This is a genomic window from Bacillus sp. FSL K6-1145, from assembly GCF_038003425.1.
GTDB lineage: Bacteria > Bacillota > Bacilli > Bacillales > Bacillaceae > Bacillus > Bacillus pumilus.
In genome coordinates, this window is record NZ_JBBOPC010000001.1 from 184,509 (window position 1) to 209,724 (window position 25,216).

24 protein-coding genes are annotated in these 25,216 nt (G+C 39.3%); 22 read left to right on the forward strand and 2 right to left on the reverse strand.

What is annotated here, in order from left to right:
* Positions 1-54 precede the first annotated feature (54 nt).
* From sigW to glmS, 6 genes are all read left to right on the forward strand, one after another.
* On the forward strand, positions 55-618 hold the full coding sequence (sigW, locus tag MHH41_RS01080; protein ID WP_034664426.1) for an RNA polymerase sigma factor SigW: 564 nt from the start codon (positions 55-57) through the stop codon (positions 616-618).
* A gap of 14 nt (positions 619-632) precedes the next feature.
* Complete coding sequence (gene rsiW, locus MHH41_RS01085) at positions 633-1,259, forward strand: anti-sigma-W factor RsiW (RefSeq protein WP_034664492.1); 627 nt, start codon at positions 633-635, stop codon at positions 1,257-1,259.
* A gap of 216 nt (positions 1,260-1,475) precedes the next feature.
* Positions 1,476-2,297: a diadenylate cyclase CdaA gene (cdaA, locus tag MHH41_RS01090; protein WP_003217057.1), complete on the forward strand. Its 822-nt coding sequence runs from the start codon at positions 1,476-1,478 to the stop codon at positions 2,295-2,297.
* The gene (locus MHH41_RS01095) at positions 2,290-3,699 is read left to right on the forward strand and encodes a CdaR family protein (protein WP_137055135.1); all 1,410 of its coding nucleotides are present in this window, start codon (positions 2,290-2,292) and stop codon (positions 3,697-3,699) included. The genes cdaA and MHH41_RS01095 overlap by 8 nt, the downstream gene beginning before the upstream one ends.
* 25 nt (positions 3,700-3,724) lie before the next feature.
* On the forward strand, positions 3,725-5,071 hold the full coding sequence (gene glmM / locus MHH41_RS01100) for a phosphoglucosamine mutase (RefSeq protein ID WP_044139154.1): 1,347 nt from the start codon (positions 3,725-3,727) through the stop codon (positions 5,069-5,071).
* A gap of 572 nt (positions 5,072-5,643) precedes the next feature.
* The gene (gene glmS, locus MHH41_RS01105; protein ID WP_008360582.1) at positions 5,644-7,446 is read left to right on the forward strand and encodes a glutamine--fructose-6-phosphate transaminase (isomerizing); all 1,803 of its coding nucleotides are present in this window, start codon (positions 5,644-5,646) and stop codon (positions 7,444-7,446) included.
* Between the two features lie 56 nt (positions 7,447-7,502).
* On the opposite strand, the gene MHH41_RS01110 is transcribed toward glmS, so the two are convergent.
* Positions 7,503-10,940: an nSTAND3 domain-containing NTPase gene (locus tag MHH41_RS01110; protein WP_340865401.1), complete on the reverse strand. Its 3,438-nt coding sequence runs from the start codon at positions 10,938-10,940 to the stop codon at positions 7,503-7,505.
* A gap of 192 nt (positions 10,941-11,132) precedes the next feature.
* Between MHH41_RS01110 and MHH41_RS01115 the strand changes: the two genes are divergently transcribed.
* The 6 genes from MHH41_RS01115 (at position 11,133) to MHH41_RS01140 (ending at position 14,433) form a co-directional block, all read left to right on the forward strand.
* A complete protein-coding gene (locus tag MHH41_RS01115; RefSeq protein ID WP_340865402.1) occupies positions 11,133-11,489 on the forward strand; it encodes a DUF2200 domain-containing protein in 357 nt (118 codons plus the stop codon).
* Positions 11,490-11,655: 166 nt separating this feature from the next.
* Positions 11,656-11,847 carry a PLD nuclease N-terminal domain-containing protein gene (locus MHH41_RS01120; RefSeq protein ID WP_137055138.1) on the forward strand — a complete coding sequence of 64 codons (192 nt, stop codon included), beginning with the start codon at positions 11,656-11,658 and terminating at the stop codon, positions 11,845-11,847.
* A 14-nt stretch (positions 11,848-11,861) separates the two neighbouring features.
* Positions 11,862-12,779: an ABC transporter ATP-binding protein gene (locus MHH41_RS01125; protein ID WP_212046286.1), complete on the forward strand. Its 918-nt coding sequence runs from the start codon at positions 11,862-11,864 to the stop codon at positions 12,777-12,779.
* Complete coding sequence (locus tag MHH41_RS01130; protein ID WP_340865405.1) at positions 12,776-13,540, forward strand: ABC transporter permease; 765 nt, start codon at positions 12,776-12,778, stop codon at positions 13,538-13,540. The genes MHH41_RS01125 and MHH41_RS01130 overlap by 4 nt, the downstream gene beginning before the upstream one ends.
* A 115-nt stretch (positions 13,541-13,655) precedes the next feature.
* A complete protein-coding gene (locus MHH41_RS01135; RefSeq protein ID WP_340865406.1) occupies positions 13,656-14,045 on the forward strand; it encodes a RidA family protein in 390 nt (129 codons plus the stop codon).
* Positions 14,046-14,244: 199 nt separating this feature from the next.
* Positions 14,245-14,433, forward strand: coding sequence for a hypothetical protein (locus tag MHH41_RS01140; RefSeq protein WP_340865407.1), 189 nt, complete (start codon positions 14,245-14,247; stop codon positions 14,431-14,433).
* A gap of 136 nt (positions 14,434-14,569) precedes the next feature.
* Here the strand turns inward: MHH41_RS01140 and MHH41_RS01145 are convergent, their stop codons facing one another.
* On the reverse strand, positions 14,570-17,572 hold the full coding sequence (locus MHH41_RS01145; RefSeq protein ID WP_340865408.1) for a non-ribosomal peptide synthetase family protein: 3,003 nt from the start codon (positions 17,570-17,572) through the stop codon (positions 14,570-14,572).
* A 367-nt stretch (positions 17,573-17,939) separates the two neighbouring features.
* Here MHH41_RS01145 and MHH41_RS01150 point away from each other — a divergent pair, with 367 nt between their 5' ends.
* The 10 genes from MHH41_RS01150 (at position 17,940) to MHH41_RS01195 (ending at position 25,098) form a co-directional block, all read left to right on the forward strand.
* On the forward strand, positions 17,940-19,067 hold the full coding sequence (locus tag MHH41_RS01150; RefSeq protein ID WP_340865410.1) for a DUF418 domain-containing protein: 1,128 nt from the start codon (positions 17,940-17,942) through the stop codon (positions 19,065-19,067).
* A gap of 157 nt (positions 19,068-19,224) precedes the next feature.
* Positions 19,225-19,596, forward strand: a complete 372-nt coding sequence (locus MHH41_RS01155) for a GntR family transcriptional regulator (RefSeq protein ID WP_050943421.1) — start codon at positions 19,225-19,227, stop codon at positions 19,594-19,596.
* 5 nt (positions 19,597-19,601) lie between these two features.
* Positions 19,602-20,477, forward strand: coding sequence for an ABC transporter ATP-binding protein (locus MHH41_RS01160; RefSeq protein WP_340865411.1), 876 nt, complete (start codon positions 19,602-19,604; stop codon positions 20,475-20,477).
* Complete coding sequence (locus MHH41_RS01165; protein ID WP_050943417.1) at positions 20,461-21,066, forward strand: ABC-2 transporter permease; 606 nt, start codon at positions 20,461-20,463, stop codon at positions 21,064-21,066. Before MHH41_RS01160 ends, MHH41_RS01165 begins: the two co-directional genes overlap by 17 nt.
* Positions 21,067-21,252: 186 nt before the next feature.
* Entirely contained in the window at positions 21,253-21,468 is a 216-nt protein-coding gene (locus MHH41_RS01170; protein WP_251191218.1) for a helix-turn-helix transcriptional regulator, read from the forward strand.
* Positions 21,468-21,764, forward strand: coding sequence for a hypothetical protein (locus MHH41_RS01175; protein WP_223249605.1), 297 nt, complete (start codon positions 21,468-21,470; stop codon positions 21,762-21,764). Before MHH41_RS01170 ends, MHH41_RS01175 begins: the two co-directional genes overlap by 1 nt.
* Before the next feature lie 55 nt (positions 21,765-21,819).
* On the forward strand, positions 21,820-22,764 hold the full coding sequence (locus tag MHH41_RS01180; protein WP_340865412.1) for an alpha/beta fold hydrolase: 945 nt from the start codon (positions 21,820-21,822) through the stop codon (positions 22,762-22,764).
* Between the two features lie 184 nt (positions 22,765-22,948).
* Positions 22,949-23,581, forward strand: a complete 633-nt coding sequence (locus tag MHH41_RS01185; RefSeq protein WP_340866657.1) for a TetR/AcrR family transcriptional regulator — start codon at positions 22,949-22,951, stop codon at positions 23,579-23,581.
* 50 nt (positions 23,582-23,631) lie between these two features.
* On the forward strand, positions 23,632-24,315 hold the full coding sequence (locus MHH41_RS01190; RefSeq protein ID WP_106036003.1) for a bacitracin ABC transporter permease: 684 nt from the start codon (positions 23,632-23,634) through the stop codon (positions 24,313-24,315).
* Positions 24,316-24,339: 24 nt separating this feature from the next.
* A complete protein-coding gene (locus MHH41_RS01195) occupies positions 24,340-25,098 on the forward strand; it encodes a DUF4097 family beta strand repeat-containing protein (RefSeq protein ID WP_340865413.1) in 759 nt (252 codons plus the stop codon).
* Positions 25,099-25,216 lie beyond the last annotated feature (118 nt).

Sequence of the window (25,216 nt, forward strand, 5' to 3'; positions counted from 1 at the left end):
TTGGAAAGAGGTTCGTATACATAAAGACCGGTGAAGGCAGAGGTTGAATATACTATGGACACAATGATTAAAAAGAGAATTAAGCAAGTGAAAAAAGGCGACCAGAACGCATTTGCAGACATCGTAGACCTGTATAAAGACAAAATTTATCAGCTGTGCTACCGTATGCTTGGGAATGCACACGAAGCAGAGGATATTGCACAGGAGGCGTTTATTCGTGCCTATGTGAATATTGAAAGCTTTGATGTGAATCGTAAGTTTTCTACGTGGCTGTACCGCATTGCAACCAACCTGACCATCGATCGTATTCGCAAAAAAAAGCCGGATTATTATTTAGATGCAGAGGTGGCAGGAACAGAAGGATTGAATATGTATTCTCAAATTGCTGCTGATGGCATTTTGCCAGAGGAAGAGGTGGTGTCTCTTGAATTATCGAGTACCATTCAGCAAAAAATTCTAAGATTACCCGATAAATATCGTTCGGTCATCGTATTAAAGTATATTGATGAACTCTCGTTAAAAGAAATTAGTGAGATTCTAAATATACCTGTTGGTACGGTGAAAACGAGAATACACAGGGGTAGAGAGGCTCTTCGGAAACAGTTGAGAGACCTTTGAGTGAGGTGATTTTGATGAGCTGTCAGGAAAAAATCGTCCTGCTTATGCATCAGTATTTAGACGGGGACATTGAGCCCCAAGACGAAAAAGAATTAAAGAGCCATCTGCAATCGTGTGAGGAGTGCCGTACTCATTTTCAACAAATTGAGAAATCCATCGCGCTTGTGCAGAGTACATCTCATATAGAAGCACCGACTGATTTCACTGCAAAGGTGATGGCAGGTCTTCCAAAGGAAAAAAAGCGTGTGTCGGTTCAAAGATGGATCAAAGCTCATCCGCTGATGGTGGCCGCTGCCCTCTTTCTCATTTTGATGGGAGGCAGTCTGTTTACAAGCTGGAATACGGATCATAATTTCAGTGTGTCGAAGCAGCCGAATCTCGTCGTTGTAAATGATACAGTGACCGTACCTAAAGGGGAAACCGTAAAAGGTGATGTCACTGTCAAAAATGGCAAGTTGATTGTAGAAGGCAAGGTTGATGGAAATGTCACCGTCGTCAATGGGGAACAGCTGACTGCTTCTGCCGGACAAGTCACTGGTCAAATTAATGAAATTAATGAAGTGTTTGATTGGATTTGGTACAAAATGAAATCTACAGCACAAAATGTGATGCGGGTCATTGGACCAGAGGAGCAAAAGTAATTATACGGGTCGAGAGCAGTCTCTTTAGGAGCTGCTCTTTTTCTATATTATAGGTCAGAATGTATGCGAGCTAGCAGGCCAGCCATATATGGCAACTGTTTTCCTTGCTGAAACAAAATGTGATATAATAGCCACGCTATGTATTTACACATAGGCTCTTTTTTTATCAAAAATGCATCAAACGAAGAATAACTGAAAATTCTGGAGGACGAGGAAATGGCTTTAGGGGATATTCCTATTTTGCAGTACCTCGGTAATGCTGTTGATATTCTCGTTGTTTGGTATGTGATATATAAATTAATGATGGTCATCCGCGGAACAAAAGCGGTTCAGCTTTTAAAGGGAATTGTGGTCATTGTTCTCGTCAGGATGGGAAGTGCGTATCTCGGTCTTAACACACTTCAATGGCTGATGGATCAAGCGATTACGTGGGGATTCCTTGCGATCATTATTATTTTTCAGCCAGAGCTAAGGAGAGCGCTTGAGCAGCTTGGGCGCGGCCGTTTCTTCTCAAGAAGCGGGACACCTGTAGAGGAACAGCAGCAGAAAACGATCGAGGCAATTACAAAAGCAATTAACTATATGGCAAAACGCAGAATTGGCGCGCTGCTGACAATTGAGCGTGATACTGGGATGAATGATTACATAGAGACTGGAATTCCTTTGAATGCAAAGGTGAGTTCAGAGCTGCTCATTAATATTTTCATTCCAAATACACCGCTTCATGACGGTGCTGTCATTATGAAGCGTGATGAGATTGCAGCTGCGGCTTGTTATTTACCGCTGTCAGAAAGTCCTTTTATCTCTAAGGAACTAGGGACGCGTCACCGGGCGGCAGTCGGAATTAGCGAAGTGACAGACAGCTTGACCGTCATCGTTTCTGAGGAGACAGGCGGCATTTCTGTCGCGAGAAATGGTGATCTCCACCGAGAATTGACAGAAGAAGCGCTTGAAGAAATGCTGATTGCTGAATTTAGTAAGAACAGCAAAGATGCTTCCTCGACCAAATGGTATTGGAGGGGCAAGAAAAATGGATAAGATTTTGAATAATCGCTGGGCCGTAAAGCTTTTTGCATTGGTCTTCGCTTTATTGCTGTATGGTGCAGTCAATTCAGCGCAAGCGCCCACGCCGAAAAAAATCGGTGAATCCTTTTTCCCAACATCGACGACAGATGAAGCGACCTTAACCGATATTCCTGTTAAAGCGTATTATGATGACGAGAAGTACGTCGTCACTGGTGTGCCGCAAACAGTCAATGTGACGATTAAAGGGTCAACGAGTGCTGTGAAAACAGCAAGACAAACAAAGAACTTTGAAATATATGCAGATATGCAGAATTTATCCACAGGTACTCATAAAGTGGAGTTGAAGGCAAGAGATGTATCAAAGGGACTCACGCTATCGATCAACCCATCTGTGACGACGGTGACGATACAAGAAAAAACAACAGCAGAATTTCCTGTTGAAACCGAATTTTATAATCAAAATAAAATCAAAGACGGCTATTCACCTGAACAGCCTATTGTGAATCCGAAAAAAGTCACAGTCACAGGTTCAAAAGACGTGATCGACAAAATTTCTGTCATTAAAGCATTTGTGAACCTAGAGGATGTCGATCAGCAAATTGAAAAGGAAGCGAAGCTCACTGTGTATGATAGCAGTGGGAATGAGCTGCCAGTCGAATTGAGTCCGTCTGTTGTGAATATTACAGTTCCCATCTCAAGTCCAAGCAAAAAGGTTCCGTTTAAAATAGAGCGGACTGGCAGTTTGCCGGATGGGATCAGTATCTCAAGTATTGAGACAAGCCCGAGTGAGGTCACAGTGTACGGCTCTCAAAAAGTGCTGGATTCGCTTGATTTTATTGATGGCGTCAAGCTGGACCTAAGCAAGATCAAAGATGATACGGAGATTGATGCCGATATTCCCCTGCCAGATGGTGTGAAAAAGGTATCACCCGAAACGGTGAAGATCAAAGTGAAGGTTGCTACAGCTCAAGAAAAAAAGATCGATAATGTACCAATTTCTGTCGTAGGTCTGAGCAAGGATCTCACCTCTGATTTTGTGAGCCCATCTTCTGGACGGCTTACGTTAACAGCAAAGGGATCAAAGAGTGCGATTGATAAACTAAAGGCTTCAGATGTTGAAGCCTATATCAATGTCGGGGACTTGAACGAAGGAACACATGAGGTCACAATTCAAGTGAACGGTCCTCAAAATGTGACGTGGACATTATCGAGATCAAAGGTCAAAGTGAAATTGACTTCTACTGAGACAGAAGATCAGCCAGCGTCTACAAATGATCAGAAGAAGCCATCTTCTGATGACGATGATCAGGAAGAGAAAAGCAAAGAAGAATCCACGCAAGATAAAGCAAAGAAAGAATCAAGTCAAAGACAGCGGATCAAAGAAGATAAAAAAGAGGACGAAGCGTCCTCTTGAATGGTAAAAAAGGAGCGATTGAAACATGGGCAAGTACTTTGGAACTGATGGTGTAAGGGGTGTGGCGAATAGCGAATTAACGCCAGAGCTCGCATTTAAAATTGGGAGATTTGGCGGCTATGTGCTCACGAAGGATAAAGAACGTCCAAAGGTACTCGTTGGGCGAGACACACGTGTATCCGGTCATATGTTAGAAGGAGCGCTCGTTGCAGGCTTACTTTCAATTGGGGCTGAAGTAATGCGTCTGGGTGTGATCTCAACACCTGGAGTGTCTTATTTAACGAAAGCAATGGACGCAGAAGCGGGTGTCATGATCTCTGCTTCTCACAATCCAGTTCAAGATAACGGAATTAAATTCTTCGGCGGTGACGGCTTTAAGCTGTCTGATGAACAGGAGAATGAAATTGAGCAGCTGATGGATCAGCCGGTCGATCAATTGCCACGCCCAGTTGGAGCGGATCTTGGAACAGTAAATGACTACTTCGAAGGCGGTCAGAAATACTTGCAATTCTTGAAGCAGACAGCAGACGAGGATTTCACAGGTATTCACGTGGCGCTTGACTGTGCACACGGTGCAACCTCTTCTCTAGCGACACATTTATTTGCGGATTTAGATGCGGATGTGTCCACAATGGGAACATCACCAAACGGATTGAATATCAATGATGGTGTAGGCTCAACTCATCCAGAGGCGCTTTCTGCTTTTATGAAGGAGAAGGGTGCAGATATTGGTCTTGCGTTTGATGGTGACGGTGACCGTCTGATTGCTGTCGATGAAAAAGGTGATATTGTAGACGGCGATCAAATTATGTACATATGTGCACGTTATTTGAAGGGCGAAGGTCGATTAAAGGATGACACGGTCGTCTCTACGGTCATGAGCAACCTAGGTTTCTATAAAGCGCTTGAGAAACAAGGCATTAAGAGCATCCAAACCGCTGTTGGTGACCGCTATGTGGTTGAAGCGATGAAAAAGGATGGGTATAATGTCGGCGGTGAGCAATCAGGCCACTTGATTTTCCTTGATTACAATACGACAGGTGATGGCATGCTTTCTGCAATCATGCTTGTCAACACACTCAAAGCAACAGGGAAAACATTGTCAGAGCTTGCAGCTGAAATGGAGAAATTCCCGCAGCTTCTAGTGAATGTGAAAGTGTCTGATAAATATAAAGTAGAAGAAAATGAAAAAGTAAAAGCAGTAATTCAAGAGGTTGAAAAAGAGATGAACGGTGACGGCCGTATTCTTGTTCGTCCATCTGGAACAGAGCCGCTTGTACGTGTCATGGCAGAGGCGAAAACAAAAGAGCTATGTGATGAATATGTGACTCGAATTACCGCTGTAGTGAAAGAGGAAATGGGTATTGAGTAATAGATATCAAAGCAAATCGCTAGTAGCGGTTTGCTTTTTTTCGAATAAACGTCATAAATGGATGGATTTGTACGAATCTTATACGCGAGGGCAATTAACTGTTGTCTTCATACATAGGAGAGCACATCAAAGGTAGAACGTGACAAGCCTCATCGCATATAGTGTATGGAGGTCTTACTTTCTTGAAAGGGATCACCCGCTAAATTGTGATTGACGGAGGTCAGACCTTATAGTACAATCATCCTTGTGTTACTGGATTTTTATTCTATCAGGAAAGGCAGGGTAGATGTTCAGAAACTCTCTTATAATTATAGCGCCCGAACTAAGCGATCGGACGAAAGATGCTTAGTTGACGAGGATGGAGGTTATCGAATTTTCGGCGGATGCCTCCCGGCTGATCAAAAAAGAGATCACAGCCGTAAGTGTTTCTTTAAAGCAAAGAGGTGACTCTTTGTACAAAGGGAATACACATGATCTCCCAAATTAAACATGTAGAGAGGGACGAAGAAATGTCCCTTCTATTGTAGTAGGCTTTCTTTGTCCCTTTCACATGATCGGGAGGAAGAATATTTATGTGTGGAATCGTAGGTTATATTGGTCAGAATGATGCGAAGGAAATCTTATTAAAAGGTTTAGAGAAGCTTGAGTACCGTGGGTATGACTCTGCAGGTATCGCTGTGGCAAACGAAGAAGGCGTGCATGTGTTCAAAGAAAAAGGACGTATCGCTGAGCTTCGTGAAGTTGTTGATGCAAACGTAGCATCTTCAGCTGGAATCGGACATACACGCTGGGCAACACACGGTGTACCAAGCCATCTAAATGCGCATCCGCATCAAAGTGCTTCTGGCCGTTTTACGCTTGTTCATAACGGTGTCATTGAGAACTATGTACAATTGACACGCGAATATTTACAAGACGTCACACTAAAAAGCGACACAGATACAGAGGTTGTTGTTCAAGTCATCGAACAATTTGTGAACAGAGGTCTTGATACAGAGGAAGCTTTCCGTCAAACGCTTCTTCAACTAAAAGGCTCTTACGCAATTGCTCTTTTCGATAACGAAAACAAAGAAACAATCTATGTGGCGAAAAACAAAAGCCCATTATTGGTTGGTTTCGGAGAAGATTTCAACGTTGTCGCTTCTGACGCAATGGCGATGCTTCAAGTAACAAACGAATATGCGGAATTAATGGATAAAGAAATGGTCATTGTCACAAAAGACGAGGTGATCATCAAAAACCTTGACGGTGATATCATGACACGTCCTTCTTATATCGCTGAGCTAGATGCAAGCGACATCGAGAAAGGCACATATCCTCACTACATGTTAAAAGAAACGGATGAGCAGCCGCTTGTCATGCGCAAAATCATCCAAGAATATCAAGACGAAAACGGCAAGCTGTCAGTCGCTGGCGATATCGCAAGCGCAGTAGCAGAAGCAGACCGCATTTACATCGTGGCTTGTGGAACGAGCTATCATGCAGGACTTGTTGGTAAACAATATATTGAAGACTGGGCAAAAGTACCTGTAGAAGTCCATGTAGCAAGTGAATTCTCTTACAACATGCCGCTTCTATCGAAAAAGCCGTTGTTCATCTTCCTTTCTCAATCTGGGGAGACTGCGGACAGCCGTGCTGTACTTGTTCAAGTCAAAGAGCTGGGTCATAAAGCATTAACAATCACAAACGTACCAGGATCTACGCTTTCTCGTGAAGCGGACTTCACATTGCTTCTTCATGCAGGACCAGAAATCGCAGTGGCTTCAACAAAAGCTTACACAGCGCAAATCGCTGTTCTTGCAATCCTTGCATCCGTTGCAGCTGAATTAAATGGTCAATCTCTTGACTTCGATCTTGTGAAAGAGCTTGGGATTGTGGCAAATGCAATGGAAGCCCTTGTCGATCAAAAGGATGAAATGGAACAAATCGCTCGTGACTTCTTCACAGTGACACGTAACGCATTCTTTATCGGAAGAGGACTTGATTACTATGTGTGCCTTGAAGGTTCACTCAAACTAAAAGAGATCTCTTACATCCAAGCAGAAGGATTTGCTGGCGGAGAACTCAAACACGGCACAATTGCTTTAATTGAAGAAGGCACACCAGTCATTGCCCTTGCAACGCAAGAGCACGTGAACCTCAGCATTCGCGGTAACGTCAAAGAAGTCGTTGCACGCGGCGCAAACCCATGTGTCATCTCACTAAAAGGCTTAGAAGACGAAGGCGACCGTTTCGTCCTTCCAGCTGTACACCCAGCACTTGCACCACTTGCATCTGTTGTTCCATTACAGCTAATCGCTTACTACGCAGCCCTTCACCGCGGGTGTGATGTGGATAAACCACGTAACCTTGCGAAGAGTGTGACGGTGGAGTAGGTTAATTTTAATAATGAAACACCCCTTTGAGAATCTGTTAAAGGGGTGTTTTTTGTTTAGGGTACTATTATTTTTGAATAATCACCATTTTCAAAGCGTTTAAGGAGATTTTCAATCTTTTTTATGCATATTAATGAGTGACTATAAACTCCAAGTTCTTTTAATAAACTGATGTTCTCTATTTTGCAAACAGGTATTTTCCAATTATTTTCTTTTTGTTTTACTAAGTCACCTTTAATTAAAGAAGTCAATGTATTTTGGGGAATCGGAGGTAAATCCCAAAAATCAAAATCAGCTATTTCTAATTTCTCAATAAGATTTTGTTCGTCATTAATACTATATTGTTGCCCGATATGATTAATCTCATCATGCTGATCATATTCCAATAACAATTCCATTGTTGATATAAGTTGTAATACCTTTGATGATTCATCGCCATCCCCCAAGTGCTTCATAAATCGCTTAATGGCAGGTTCAACATAGAATTGATTAAAATGATATGGCTTTAACTCTTCGAAAAGCCGATATAATATGCTTTCCCACTCACTGTTATAGATGTAGTATTCTCCAAATTCAGGATAAAATAGTTCGGATAATTCTTTTCCATTCTCCAGCTGTATTCGTTTGATTTTTTTTGAATTTTCACCCCATATTTCTGGGTAGATTTCTAGTAATTCATCATCATCAACGCTAAAACATATACTCATCGAAAAGCAAGCGACGAATAATGGAATATTAATAAAACGTAACCACTGTTCATCCTCTAGTATTAAATGTTCATACACAATATTTTTGAGTGAAGGGTTATCCGCTAAATGGTCTCTATAAATGTTACTTTTTAAAAATTCTCCTTTTCGGAATAAAGGTTTTTCTCGATACATGAATGAATAAAATGAATCAATACAAAAGTTAGTTAAATTTATTAATAATGTGGAATCTCCTTGAGTTAAATGGGTTAACATCTTCATATATATATCGCTTTCTCTCTCAGGCAGCATTGAACCGTGTTTTTCTAATGCTGAAATTAACAAATTCAAAGATTCTTTCGTATTTAGTAATTGGTAGATGTAAACTGGTGTATAATTGTCTAATGCGAGATTTAGCTTATCTTTGATGACATTCGAAAGTTTGCTCTTTGATATAAGTTCGATAACTTCATCATTTTCTATTAATGCCTCTTCTTTTCCATACATCCAATCATATGCGTTATATTTTACTGTATTTAGGTCATGTTCACTTGAATTATTCTCAGTTGGCAAATGACCGTTCATTATTGAATAGTCATTATTTATTCGTGTAGGAGAACGTCCATATAAAAGCTCGATTTCTTTATCCATTTCTATTGAGTATTGAACTTCAAAAAAATCATATAAATCAGGAATGCTATCAATTAATATATCTAATTCTACATCCATGCAGTATTCATCTAAAAAATCTAACTCTGAAAAAATTAATTGTTTTATATTTTTTCTAATTTGTGAGTTATGAGATTCATGAAATATTGCGTACTCCCTAGGGAATATTTCTCGAAAACGCTCTATTTCCTTATAATGAAACACACTAAAGGCGTTTTTAAAGTATTTATCTAATAATTTATATCCGTTAAAATTCATTCCGATATTCGTACAACTTACAATAATATCAGGTAAATTTTGCAGATCATTATATTGATAGTCTTTAGGATCATTACTCCCCATATCAATGCAGTACTGGTTGATTTTACGCTTTAAAAATTTATAAAGACTCGGTTGTTTTTGATTTTGTTTTAGATAAACTCTAAGTAAATGAAAGAATCTATCTAAGCTTCCCTTTTCTTGATCTAACATATCAATATCAAAATTCCACATATTATAGTGTTCTGAAAAACTATTTGTATAATTATCATAATGTTCCATACAACTTTGTATGATTTGTTCACTAACATTTGAACTACAAGAAGGTGATATATTCTTATATAGAAACAATAATTGGTTATAGAAGGAGCAGCAAGGTAGTAGTTTTGGAATCCATTGTTCAGAATTCGCTTTCAAGAAGTCAAGCAGAAAATCTTGTGCCGATGGGTTAATAAAATATAAAAAGATATCATCATACTCATCATCATAAATTGTCTTGATCATGGTTTCTTCAAGTTCTCTAAGACTCTCACTTAAATTCTTCGTGTGCGTTTCAGTGAAATAATAGTGTAAAGAATTTTTGTAGCAGATTTCAATATCCTCTTGTAATGAGGGTGTCGAAGTAATTAGTAGTAGCAAAGCTACAAGCTTTGCTTCATTAGATAAATTATCAAAAATATCTCTCCAAAAATCACTTGGACAATCTAAATAATTTAACAATCGGTTTAAGTAATCCTCTGGTGTTTCATAACTTTGAGATTGTTGATCTAAAAATAGTGATAGTACCCTTGGATTGTAATTGTCGTGATATACAATTTCATCTGTATGAAGATGCAAATAGTTAACATACTCATAATTCAGTTTTGAGTAATAGATACGACTAAATAAAATACTTGCTCTTTCACTCTCTGTGTATGCTTCCAAGTTGCAAATTAAAGTATAGTTATCAAATACTTTTGTTAGTAAAGGACTTTTATGAATGAGTTGTTGAAGAATATATTCCCTTGTTGTAATAATTAATCTTGTATCATTAGGGAAATTTTCGATATCCTTTATTAACTTAGCTAATCGTTCTTCTTCTTTTTTATTTTTTTCTTTTTCGAGGATACTTCCCCAGTAATCATCTAAAATAAAAACTTGTATTTGGTGATCATCTAACATACTGTATATATCATCGATTGAGTATACCCATCTAAAGCCGTCTAAATGATTTTGATACAAATGTGCTAAAGCTAGAATTTGAGCAATCGTTGTTTTTCCAACACCTGGTTCTCCGGAAAGTATAATAGTTCGATTACTGTCCCAATTCGAAACCGCTGATCTATAGACTTTTGAGGGTACAAAAGTTTTGGCTGCTTTACAAGCATCTTTTAATCTATAGGCAGACTCTTTATAAATACGACTATGTAAGTATTTTTTTAACAAATGTTCTAGGACATTTGAGTTTGGGATTAAGAGCTTTGGTTGGTTGATTATCACTTTTCTGTAAGTCGGCTGTGAAAGGAGTGTGTTCAATTGAACTCTATCTAATATATCGTGTTCAGTAACGTTGAATTCTTTAAATAATTCAACAATATCTTTTGCTTGTTGTCGTGTTAACTCCATTGATACTCCTAAGATATATCGATCTGGTTTTAATTTACGGATTTTTTGTAGATCCTGCTTTAGAGATTTCATTAATGGTTTAAAAAATTGCTGACCATAACGCTTAACTTGTATGATGATTTTAGTTTTACCGTCTGTATAAAATCCATCAATACCTTGATCTTGCCCCTCTTTAAAGGTTCTAAAGGGAACTTTCTCTCTTTGAGAGACCACATCACATACCAACATTTCAAACTCTAATGGTTGAAGTAACGCATGAAAATCGTAATTAGACAATTCTCTTCTTCCTTTCACATATTGATAACCAGTAATTATATCATAATTTATGTATATTTGGTTATTATTGTTATATTCATGTTGAAGCTAGATTCCTCAATATTAGTTTGGACATAAAAGGTTAGGCGGAATAAAACGTAAGGGTAACTATCATCGATAAAAGTACTTTAATAAAGAAAAGGAGAATAACACATGACCAAACCTAAAATCTATAAAATGAGCTTCGCAAAAGTCTATCCTCTCTATATCGCAAAGGCAGAGAGAAAAGGACGAACAAAGGCTGAAGTCGATACGATTATTTGTTGGTTAACAGGGTACAGTCCAGAAGAGTTACAGGAACAGTTGAACAAACAGATAGACGTTGAAACCTTTTTTTTTGAGGCTCCTGAGCTGCATCCTTCCCGCAGTTTAATCAAAGGGGTTATCTGTGGTGTTCGAGTGGAGGATATTGAGGAAGAAACCATGAAAAACATTCGTTATCTGGATAAGCTAATTGATGAATTAGCGAAAGGAAAGAAGATGGAAAAGATTTTGCGAGGTTCATCATAAACATCTATAACACGTAAGCCCAGTGAACGCACCTTCACTGGGCTTTTTTATATCTTATAGACCACTCGATCGATAAAAATAAAATCCATTTGAACGAAGTCACCCTTCATGTCGTCAAAAGAAGTGATATCAAAACAAATTGGTGTTTGAAAAGGGAGTGGCGTGGATGGATATGAAGATGATATTACCTCTTATTTTACTGCAAGCGATTTTGATGGTGATTGGTTTGTTCGATTTGCTGAAAAGAGATCCATCGAGAATCAGGGGAGAAGTGAAGTGGGTTTGGGCTTTGGTGATTGTGTTTGTGGCGAGTGTCGGTCCTATTGCGTATTTCATTTTTGGTCGTAAGCATTCTTAAAAGGGGGAGTTCGGTTGAATATGTTGGAGTGTCATGGGCTGACGAAATCGTATGGTCGGCATGAAATTTTAAAAAACGTTTCGTTTTCTGTTGGGGAGGTTGGATGTGTCGGCTTTTTAGGAGCCAATGGAGCGGGGAAGACAACGACGATTCGGATTTTGACGGGGCTTGCTCGTCCTACGTCTGGCGTTGTGAAGGTGGCGGGTATGGATGTGACAAAGGACATGGATGACATTAGTCATGTGATTGGCTATTGTCCGCAACAGCCTGCATTTTATCAGGATATGACGGGGCAGGAGTGGATGCATTGGGTTGGCGGGTTATTTCAATTAGAGAAAAACATCATTCGCTCCAAAACAGAGGAGCTGTTGAAGCTTTGCCGCATATATGAGGCGAAGGATCGTGCCATTGGCAGCTATAGCGGAGGGATGAAGCAAAGGCTCGCCATTGCACAAGCGCTCATCAACAGCCCGAAGGTTCTTATTCTAGATGAGCCTGTGTCTGCACTTGATCCAATGGGAAGGAAAGATGTCCTGACTTTGATTGAGCGTCTGAAACAAGAGATGCTGATCTTTATGTCGACCCATATTTTAGATGATATTGAACGTGTGGCGGATCATATTATCATGATCAACAGCGGCGAAATTGAGATGTCCTCTTCGATGAAACAAATCAAAGAAGACTATATTCAGCCAGTGATTGAATTTCAATTAGAACAACAGAATACGAAACTAGTGGCTTTGTTAAAAGAACGGGATTGGGTGGAGGAATGCATGGAGATAGGAAACGCTTATCAGGTGCGAGTCAAAGATCAGCAAACAGCATTGAAGGAGCTGCCGGGGCTCATCACTGAAACTGGCGGTGTTCTTCTCCAATATCGACTATCTAAGCTGACGCTTGAAGATATTTTCATGAAGGTTGTGACGGCATGATGATGTTGAAAAAGGAATTTAGGGAGTTATTCACTAGTTATAAAATCTTATTTGTACCGATCATTTTTACGATTTTAATGATTACACAGCCTATTACGCTCAAAATGCTGCCGGATCTTTTGTCGAAATCAGCGAATCTACCTGAAGGGTCCACATTTTATATACCAGAGCCTAGCGCTGGTGAGGCTTTAGCCAGTGCATTGAGTAAATTTGATTCGCTTGGCGTTTTTATTCTCATTATGATCGTGATGGGGACGATTGCTGGAGAGCGTGCCTCTGGGGTGACGGCGATGATTATGGTGAAACCGATCAGTCGAATGAGTTATTATGTCTCAAAAATATGTGCCTATGCCTGTTTGACTTTGTTTAGTTTGGTAGTGGCGGTGCTTGCTTCCGTTTATTATGTGGACATCCAATTTGGGCATCTGGATTGGGTCAATGTCGTAAAAGGAACACTTCTTTATTATCCCAATTTATTGCTGATTGTCGTGTCGACCATTTGTGCTTCGGCATTCTTTACGCGTTCCGTCACAGCTGGCGGTGTATCGCTTTTGATCAACCTTATTCTATTTACCGTTCCTTCATTTTATGAGGATACATTAGGGAAGTTTGCGCCTAAAGGCGTAACAAGTGCAGCCGAGGAGATGATTTATAAAGGGACTTATTCGGATCAGGCACTTACAAGCTTTCTAGGTGTATCGGTATTGATTGGTTTCTTTTTTCTCATCGGATGGTTTCTTTTTAGAAAACAAGAATTATAGCAGGCGGTTGCGATTGTTTCTTCAGGTTTACTATGAGCATAAAAATCTGAATACCGTTGAAAGTTTGATATGATGATAAAAATTGACTGTATTTTCAGAAAAGGAGTTTTTATCAATGAAAACATCACGTAATCCGGAGGCCATTCACCCGCCAGTTGCACCCTACACTCATCAAATAGAAACAACAGGACCACAGCGGTGGTTAACCCTATCAGGTCAAGTAGGGATGGAGGTGGATGGAACAATTCCAGAGAGCCCATTGGAACAGCTCGAATTAGCGTTAGAGAATGTGAAACGAAACGTAGAAGCGGCGGATATGGCGGTGAAGGACATCACGAAACTAGTATTTTATCTCGTAGGAGAGTTCGATGCTGAGAGCAGGAAACAAATCATGGGGCAGTTTTTGGGCGATCATCTGCCTTGTATGACGATGATTTATGTGGTGGCATTGGCTTCACCTGCTCTAAAGGTAGAGGTGGATACTTGGGCGTGTCAGGAGATTTAATAGGTAAAAGATTGGGTGATTGATGCTCAATCTTTTTTTGTTTTGTGAAATTTTTAAGGGTTCTTGTTGAATAAATTATCTTTAACTTTATATTCTTTATATGGTAATATCAAGGTTAATATCGAGCCGACCTCATTACATTTACATGTCATCGTAATTAACATCCAATTAGTTAGTAAGTATCAGGGAGGAGAGCGTGTTGTTTTTATCAAATAAAGGATTAAAAAGAAACGCCATTTTTTTCGCAGTTGTGGGAGCTGTTTTGCTAATTCTCATGATGCTGAAATGGCTGCCGATTTCTGCAGACTGGGAGTTGCCATTGATTTTGTTTGGATTGGGGATTTTGTTTTATGTGAAGAGAGTGCTTTTTAAAGAGGAAAAAGCATAAGGCATGAGTTTCCTACCGAGGTGATCTAGAAAGGTACAGTTGATGAAATGGAATAAATAAAAGATTGGATGTTGAATCCAATCTTTTATTCATTTTTATTAATTCCTGTATTGAGTTTAAAAACAAGGGAATGTTGTTATATCCTCAGAGCAGTGTTTGAATCACATTTTAAAAACCCAATGTCTTCCATGTATTTGAAATAGCGTTTGATTAAATGATCATCCATAGGAGGATAGGTCATTCCATGTGCTTGTAGAACCGTTTGTGTATTTGTTGAGTCAAAGTGCGCCATGTTTTCGTAGAGTTCCCAGACTGTTTTGTCTCGTTCTACCTTTTCAGAGAGCATTGGAAGAAATGGCGTAAGGGCGTTGTCTGCATGTTGGTCGCTTGCTTTAATGAGTGCTTCTACCCAATCGTTATAAGATATCTTTTCTAATGGATAGCCTATTTCTTCTGTTATTTTTTGAAAAAACTCACCTAATTCCATACTTTCTTCTTGTGGCGGGACAAGGTGATAGGCTTTGCCGAAGTTGGCGGGGTCTTTGCATATGGTTGTAATGGCTTTTGAGACAAAGTCGACGGGTACGAATTCTTTTCGTTGATTCGGTAGCTCACCGTAAGCCTTTAACTGGATGCACCCTTTGATCAGCCTTGCCATGTAATCCTCTGTATTATGAACGCCTGTTTGACTGTCGCCCATGATGAAGCCGGGGCGAAGAACTGTGATAGGCACTCCGCGTTTTTTTGCTTCCCACACGAGTTTTTCTGCGACCCATTTGCTTTGAGAATACCCAATGTCCTTTTCTACAATAGGAAGATAAGCATCAATGGATGTATCTTCAAAAAGAATGGTCGTCCCATCTAGATACCCGGCAGGCCCAAATATGGCAATGGTCGATAGGAAATGAACAGGCTTTACCTGTTCTGTGCAGGCGAGTTTGATGATATTTTCAGTGCCGGTGACATTTGTATCCTTGTGCATGTGATAGGGCTGAACGTAATTGACTTTTGCTCCATTATGATAGATAGCATCGATGGTTTGGGCGAGCTGTTGAAATTCATCGGTTGATAGTCCTAGTTGGGGCTTGTCCAAGTAACCTACAATCGGCTTTAGGTGTTTCAGATAATGTTCATCCCATAGGTGATATTTCTCCATATTTACTTGTATTCTCTGTCGTGCGTGCTGCTTGTCTCTTGCTCTGACAACACAATAAATTTGAATGGTGGGATGCATCTGAACTAGTTCTTTGATGAGATAAGCGCCTAGAAAGCCTGTTGCTCCTGTTAATAACACGACATTCTGTTTAAATGAACTAGATTTGAATGGGTGTGTAGGCTGAATGTCTCCATCTAAAAAACCTTCTGATTTGAGCTTTTGTTTCGTCTGAGGAGTTTGTTCTTGTAGCAAACAATTCATTTTTTTTATGGTGGGGTGCTCATAAAGGGTGCTGGCAGGTAATTCGACGTGTAATGTTTCCTGCATACGCATTAAGGTTTTGGCAGCAAGGATGGAGTTTCCCCCTAAGTCGAAGAAGTGATCGTTTGTGCCAATGGGCTCTACCTTTAATAGGTCTGTCCATATTTCACAGAGTGCTTCCTCGATTTGATCGGTTGGAGCGACATATTCAGTTTGCAGGCTGGGTCTATCAAAATGATATCTTGGCAGTGCCTTTCGATCAACTTTCCCATTCGTCGTCGTAGGGAAATTTTTCAATAGAACATAATGTGCAGGGCGCATGAAATCAGGGAATGTTTGCTTTGCATAAGATTGAATGGTATGTAGATCCCATGTCTTTTTGTTGAACGGAATGATGTAGGCAATGATGCGTTTATCTCCAGGTGTAACCTCTGTGGCTGTCACTAAACAGGATTTAACACTTGGGTGCTTGATCAGCACATGTTCAATCTCGCTAAGCTCAATACGAAAGCCTCTAATTTTGACTTGGTCATCTTTTCTACCAACATATTCAATCAGGCCATCAGGTTGTTGTCGAACAAGATCCCCTGTTTTGTAATAGGTTCTTCCATCCCGCTCGATGAAACGTTCCTTTGTCAGGCTTTCTCTTCGCCAGTAGCCTAATGCTAGTCCATCTCCTGAAGTAATGAGTTCCCCTATTTGTCCTTGAGAGACAGATTCACCTTGTTCATTTGTGATGTCAATGATGGTTCCTGATACTGGTCTTCCAATCGGTATACTGACTAGCTCATCCCAAGTGTTTGGCAGTTGAAAAGTTGTTGTGAAAATTGTATTTTCTGTGGGGCCATAACCATTAATAATAGTGGTATTAGGAAGCTCTTTTAATGCTTGATGAACGATTTGAGGAGACATAACATCTCCACCAGATACGATGCATTTAACTGATTTGACATCGTTTAGGTGTGACTCCATCATCAAGTTGAACAATCCAGTAGTTAAAAAAAGAATAGAAACATCATAGTCTTTAATGGTTTGACTAACGAGTTCAGGAGTCAGTTTTCCAGAAGGAGGAATAGCGAGTGTCGCTCCATTTAATAAAGCGGACCATATTTCAAATGTAGAGGAATCAAAAGAGATGGTAGATAATAATGCTAACGTATCAGAAGAATCAACGGGCAGAAAGGAAGGATGATGCGTTAGGTGCATGATACATCTATGTGAAATGACAACACCTTTTGGTTTTCCTGTTGTGCCAGAGGTATACATGATATAAGCGGCATCAGAAGGTTTGACATCAATGGACGGGTTTGACGTTGATTGCGTAAGGATGAGATCTTTTTCTTTATCTAAGCAGATCGTAGGAATAGGCAAGGAAGTCAGGCTTGGAGAGACATGTGATGTTGTGAGTAAAAAGGATAGTTCGGCATCTTCAATCATAAATTGAATACGTTCACTAGGGTATTGTATGTCTATAGGCACATAAACCGCTCCTATTTTGGTGATAGCCAGAATAGAGACAATCAATTGTGATGATCTATCTAAGGCTAGGCCGATATGAGAAGTTTTCGTTACGCCCATTTTGATCAGATAATTGGCAAACTGGTTACTTTGTTCCTCGAGTTCAGCATATGTGATATTCTGATGGTTGCACGCTAAAGCTGGATGATGTGGCGTGTGAGTGGCGTGGTGTCTCATGATATCACATAAATTTTGAGCAGTCATGATGATATTCCCCCTCTGAAATTTGATAGATTAGGAACCTTATTCCTAAATCCACCCAAAGTGTATATGAAGAAATATCCATTGTCAATGCAGAGATGTTTTTAATTAAATGTTAAATTCATACAATCGTTGAATTGATATTATTTTCGAAATTAGAAATGAATTTAAGGAATTTGTGACTTTAGTCTTGAATGAGTATTGTCACTATAAAGATGAAAATTGAAACGTGATAGGATGGTTCAAACCAGTTTAATGATAGGGCGAGATATTACATTTTTATTAGAAATATAGTTACATCTTTCAATAATTTTTTGGTAAAATATACAGGTATATCTTAAATTTGTTATATTTTTAAGGAGCTGTCGTGTTGAAGGGATCTAGGGTTGAGTTAATTGATAGTTTACGTGGTTTTAGTTTATTAGGTATTTTGATCGTGAATATGCTTAATTTTCAATATGATTATGATTTTGAGAAAATGTTTGATTCGAGTTTTTGGGGGCAGGAATTCGGCGTTTATCTGACTGAAATATTGTTCCAAGGGTCTTTTTATCCGATTTTTTCCTTTTTGTTTGGGTATTCTTTTATCAAGCTGATTGAATCTACGAAAGCTAAGGGACTAAATACGAATGCCATTGTCGTCCGCCGTGGTTTTGGTCTGATTGTGCTTGGAATGCTGCATTACATCTTTATTTGGAATGGTGACATTCTTCTTTATTATGGAGCTTGTATGCTTTTCTTGATGATGTTTATGAGCAGCCGGATCAAAACAATGCTGATTTGGTCGGGTGTGTTAGGTGCATTGTCATTAGTCGTTTCGCCATACATGATGAAACTTGTTCATGGGACTGATGAATTATTAACCGATGTGTATGCGAAGGGTGATTATGCTGATATTTTGCTCAGCCGGATTACGGTTGAAGACGATATGATGATTGTGACCATTATTTTGGCGATCGTGAGCATTACGCTTATGCCGATACTAGGGTTTCTTTTCGGTACGATGACGGTGGGGCCGTTTGCATTGCTAGGTATGGTGATTGGTAAACGAGGACATCTCACGGAAGAAGATCGAGGGATGGCTTATCGCAAAGGCTGGGTCTGGGTCATTGTCGTCGGGCTTGCACTAAAATGTGCGACGTTCATTGATACGCCTTGGAGTGAATTCGTTATGATTCTCGGTGGCTATGTACTGGCGATCGGGTATATTCAAGCTTTTATTGTTTTCTACTATTCGAAGGCAGCCGAAGGCCTCAAACGTTTGCTTGCAGGGCTTGGTCGTTTGTCCCTATCAAATTATTTGGCGCAGTCGATCATTTGTACAACGATTTTCTATTCTTATGGACTTGGTCTATTTGGACAGATGGGGTCAATGTTTGGACTGCTGCTTGCTGTTGGACTGTACACAGCACAGCTGTTCATCAGCTATCTCTATTTGAAAAAATGGAGAAGAGGTCCTGTGGAGTGGATGATGGGAAAATGGGTGTATTGGAGATAAATGTTTTGGGGGAAGGCCGCATAGCTGAAGAGCTGTGCGGTTTTTTTAGTTGAATTGCAATCAAAAAATGGTTGATTATTCTCTTAGTGTGTATATAATGTATATATAGTGTATATACAATATTTTGTTCCAACTATCAGAAAAAAGAGGTTTTTATATGCAAATTACGATTTCAAACTACTCTAAGGAGCCCATCTATGAGCAAATTACGAATCAAATCAAATCGATGATTTTAACGAGTGAGCTGGCGGAAGGCGCGGCACTGCCGTCTATTCGAAAGCTGGCGAAGGATTTACAAATCAGCGTCATTACAACAAAGCGAGCATATGAAGAGTTAGAGAAGGCAGGATTTATTTATTCGATTGTCGGTAAGGGATCATTTGTTGCGGAGCAAAACCTAGAGGTCATGAGAGAGAAAAAATTGAAGGTGATTGAGGAACAGCTTGGAGCAGTTGTCACAAACGGCAAGGAATTAGGCTTATCTTTCGATGAATTGCAGCAGTTATTAAAGTTCTTGTATGAGGAGTGAGAAGAGTGGAGCACGTGATTGAATTCAAAGGAGTATCAAAACGATTCAAGGACTTTTCTGTTCAGAATCTTGATTTACAGGTCAAAAAAGGCTTTGTTACTGGGTTTATTGGAGAAAATGGCGCCGGTAAGTCGACGACGATTAAAATGATTATGAATTTGTTAAAACCAGATTCGGGTGAGGTTAAAATTTTCGGTTTAGATTATCGCACCCATGAAAAAGAGATTAAGGAACGAATCGGCTTTGTTTACGATGCTAACGTTTTTTTCCCAGGATTGAATTTAAAAGACATTAAACGAATTGTGGCACCTGCCTATAAACGCTGGGATGACCAGCTTTTTTATCAATATATTGAACAGTTTGGTCTGCCGCTGAATAAAGCGATCAAAACATTTTCAAAAGGGATGCAAATGAAGGCGTCACTTGCGATTGCGCTGTCGCATCATGCAGAGCTGATTATTATGGATGAACCAACTGCTGGGTTGGATCCGGTCTTTAGAAGAGAGTTGCTCGGTACGTTACAAGAATTGATGATTGATGGAAATCGAACGATCTTTTTCTCGACGCATATGACGACTGATTTAGATCGCATCGCGGATTATATTGCGTTTATACAAAATGGAAGATTGGTTTTTCAACAGTCGATTCACGAGGTAGCGGAGAATTATGCGCTTGTGAAGGGGAGCCTGGATTTGTTGGATCGAGACACAGAAAAGGCGTTTATTCATATGCAGCGTACGGCAGCCGGATTTGAAGCATTAACAGATCGGATTGATGAGGTGAAACTTATTTTTGGGGATGCTGTTGTGATTGAACCGGCGTCGCTTGAGGATATCATGTTTTATTTGAAAGGCGGGGTTGCGCATGTTTCATTTAATTAAGCGTGATGTGATTTTGCAAAAGAAGCAGTTACTTATTTTTATTCCGTTTATCTTATTTTTTATTTTCATGGATGTCCATCCAGTATTAACGTTTCTAGTCGCTAGTGTCTTCATTCCATTTAACACATATGCTTATGATGAAATGGCAGAAACGAATATTCTCTTAAATTCTTTGCCTTATACACGGAATGAAATTATTGCAGCCCGTTATCTTGGTGCCGTTTTTTATATGGTCATTGCGATCGGGCTGACAAGTGCTGCTTTCTTTAGTTTTGGGAAGCTGTTTTCGATAACGGATATTGCTCTTGGCAGCGGGTTGTTTTTATTGTTTGCGGCGTGTACGTTTCCATTATTTTATATCTTAAAGCCTGGTTATATCACAACGGTAGTGCTCATTGGCTTTATCCTATTATCTACTATGGGACCGCCTGTTTTTCTCTATTTAGCAGAGCAATTCAGTGGGATCACTGATTTTATCATGAATTTATCGATCCCGATTGTATATACGGGGTCAACTGTGCTGATTATGCTCATCTACTTGCTGTCTTGGGGGCTTTCTACTGCGATTTACCAGAGGAAAGTGTTTTAAATCAGATGATCACATCATTTATAGAGAATCATTCATTTTGAGGTAGGCCTTTCAAAATGGATGATTCTTTTTTTTGCATCCGGTGAAATTGACATACAGAAGAAAAGAGGTTATTGTTAATTAACATAATGTTAATTATTTTTAACATATTGTTAAAAAAATCTTCCTTTAAGAAAGGAATTTGAAATGGAGATTAAAAATAGAATTAAGGTATTACGGGCAGAAAAAGACTGGACACAAAAGGATTTGGCAGAGAAGTTAGGTGTGACTCGTCAAACTGTGGCAGCGATTGAAAATGGTAAATATTCTTTGTCCTTAAAACTAGCATTTCAAATTGCGAGAACATTTGAAGTTGATTTATATGACGTATTTCAAGAGGTCGACAAGGAGGAACAACGATGATGACGACGATCATACTTTATTCTCTGATTATCCTTTCTATCTTAAGTACGGCCTTTCAATATAAGAAAAGCCGTGAATATAAGCAGGATGAACGGGGTCAATTTATTTTAGCGAAAGCCGGAAGTTTTTCTATTGTAGGTGTTGCTTTAGCTTATCTATTAGTTGTTATCATTCAATCTTTAGTCCATCAATTTTCATCTCCAACAGAGTGGTTTTATATAGCGATTACTTTTATGTATGTATCAAGTGTTTGCGCAAATACAATCGGTATCATCTATTGTGAAAGAAAATATTAAATTTCATCGATGGATGTAAGCTAGAGTTCTTCATCATGAAGGGAAGAGAAAACCAATGAAAAAAATATTGAGAATCATGCTGATATCTATATGTACCATTATCACGGTCATGGTTGTTTTTCTAGCTACTGTTTATTTTGTAAACCTCATTAGTAATGAACGGGAGAAGGGGAAAATAGAAGCTTATGGGCAAAAGGTCTTGGTGGATGGGAAGCAAATGAATGTGCTCATTCAAGGCGATGGGAAAGAAACGATTGTACTTCTGCCAGGCTATGGAACTGCTTCGCCAGTGCTAGATTTTAAGCCGCTAGTAGATGAATTATCACCTTATTATAGAGTCGTAGTAATTGAACCATTTGGCTATGGTTTAAGTGACGATACAGATAAAGCACGGACAAGTCAAAACATTGTGGATGAGATTCATGAATGTTTGCAGAAGCTCAACATTAATGAGTATACGTTGATGGGGCATTCGATTTTTGGCATTTATGGATTAGAATATGTGAATCAATATGAAAAAGAAGTGAAAGCATTTGTTGGAATTGATAATAGTGTTCCTAAGCAGGAAACGGATGAATTGCCGGTTTCCAGTTTGCAACTGCTCAATCAATCTGGCCTTTACAGATTGTTATTGAAAGTGAATCCAGATCAACTGGTGATGCCTAAAGTAGATGATCGAACGAAAGATCAGATTAAAATGCTGACCTTCCGAAATTTCATGGATGAAAGCCAAGCTAGTGAGGCAGATAACTTTAGAAACAATTTTAAAAACGCTCAACGCCTACATTTTCCTAAAAAGCTCCCTGTAGTTTTCTATCTAGCAGATCAAACGGAGAAAGAAACACCAAACTGGAAACCAATGCATGAAGAGCTATTGAAAAATGTAGATCACGGCAAAGTGGTTACTTTCAAAGGCGGCCATTATTTGCATCATACGAAATCAAAGGAAATCGCAGATGATTTTAGAGAGTTTCTATCTAACAACGAGAGTCATCGTTAGTAATATACCATCACGGCATCATCTAGTGACCCAAGTTAAAAAAAAGAGACCGTGTGAGCGGTCTTTTTTTATATAAAGAACCTATATTGACAGTTTATCATGAAGTAGATTAAAATACATACCAACGGTCGGTATGTAAAAGGAGGCGTTTCATTTGGCCAGAAATAAATATCCAGAAAAGACAATCCAGCAAATTTTAGATGTGTCGACAAAGCTGTTTCAGGAAAAAGGATTCGAAAAGACGAGTTTGCAGGATATTATCCATGAATTGAACATGTCTAAAGGGGCTATTTATCATCATTTCAAATCGAAGGAAGAAATATTACGTGCCGTGATGGAGAGGCAATTTCGTCATGCGACAGAGAAGCTTGAAGATCTGATTAAGCATACAGAAGCAGCGCATGCAAAAGAGAAGCTGCAGCGTATTTTAGAGCAGCTAGTGGCAGATCCAAAATCTCATTCGATTGATGGGATCTTGGTTGACCAGATCAAAAACCCGCAATTTGTGGTTGAAGGGATGAAGGCAGGAGTCAATCAGGATGCGCTTAAAATCAAACAGCTGATTCTTGAAGGAATTGATGATGGTTCGATGACAACTGCATTTCCTGGTGAAGTGGCAGAAGTGTTTATGCTTCTCGTGAATATATGGCTGAACCCAACGTTATTTGCTCGTGATGAGCAGGAAACTAGTCAGCGTTTACTGTTTTTACAACAGATGATGAAAGGTCTCGGAGTGGATGTGGTGAGTGATCTATTTATTCAAAAGGTCACAGCGCATTATGCTGGGATTGGTGGATATGATCAGCCTGGAACCTAAATGGCCAGAAAAGAGTCAAAAGCAAAATTCATTTCATAGGAGGATCCCTTATGCTTCACTTCGTAAAACTTGAGCTAAGAAAAAGTCATATGAAACATTATATTCAAGCTAGTATGATTATCAGTATTGTACTGCTGGTGTTTATTTATTTTGTCGCGTTTGTTGCACAGGTTGAACAGGAAATAGGTTTTCAGCAATATCCGAATATTTATTTGTTGACGAGTATAGTATGGATGATCTTTTTTTCGATCGTCACAGCCATGATGTATTGTCGAGTAATAGTGACCGCATTGAAAGAACATGAATCTCATTCATTAAGTATGAAGTCATCCCTCCTTTCGAGAATGGTTTGGATGCTGTGCTTTTCTACAATTGTCATGCTGTGTAGTATCATTCCGTCATTTGTTGTGTTTAGTGTCACTGAAACATTCTTCCCTATTGTTCAAGATGCGCTGACAGCGGATGTGATGCTCACTGTGATCAAAACGTACCTAGTGTTTACTTGCTGTATCAATGGTATTGGCATGATTGCGATGAGAGTGGGGGTAATGAAAAGGTCTACTTTCATGACCATACTGACTGCGATTGTTCTATGTGCTGTTTTAGGAAACGTATTAATCGCTGTTTATGGAAATGATCAAATGAATGTCATTTTGTCAGGAGTCATGATGATAGCGGTCCTCATTGTGATCTTGGAGTTATGGGGCCGCATGACCCGGCTTCAAGCGAGATAAGCGAGTATACAAGGAGGGAGACATATGGAGCATACGATTCAAATTGAAGAATCGGTCGTAGAATTATCGTTGGATTGGTTGCTCGGAGAGGTGTGTATTCAACACCATGATCATCCTTATCTCATCATTCGTCAAACGACCAATCAAGTGTTTCCAAAGCGTTATTTGATGCATCATCAGGTAAAAGATGGACGATTGTTCATTCAAGATAGACGGAAAAAAATACTCAGCTTTGGGCTTCAACTTTATAAAATCGATGTCGCTATTTTTCTCCCTAAACAACAATTACAGTCCATTTCCATTCGTTGTAAAGGAGCAAATCTTCAGGCAGAGAGATTGAAGGTGGAAAATGCCTCTTGTCATTTAACGTCTGGAAAAGCAATGCTATCAGGTGAAATCAAGCATCTCCATTTAGAGACAGTAGGTGGGCTTATTTCTAGTCGGCAACTGACCGCAAAAAGATTATTACTGCACGCCACATCGTCAAAAGTTGAGTTGTCGGGTGCCTTTTCTGACGTTGATCTGCATGTAACAGGTAGAAGGATGCAGATTCATTCTACAAACATGCTAAATTCACTTAAATCTACTTCAACTGGAGCAAATGTTAAAGTGACGATACCGGAAAATGATGGGTTTACTTGTTATGTAAAGAAAAGATCCGGTGCTTTCCGGAATGACTTTTCTTGTCATCGAGAGAAGGACAAAATGGTGCATAAAAATGGACTGCGATCCTTTGAGGTTGATATAAGAGGCGGTCAGTTTTTATTACGTCATCAGCTTTGAAATGACTTTCATCCCTTGATTCAATATATCAATATAAAACAATTTGAGTATCTCTTTATGTCGGAATATTTTGATAATAGTGTTTCTCTCAAAAAAACAATTGTTTTTTAAGGGTAGA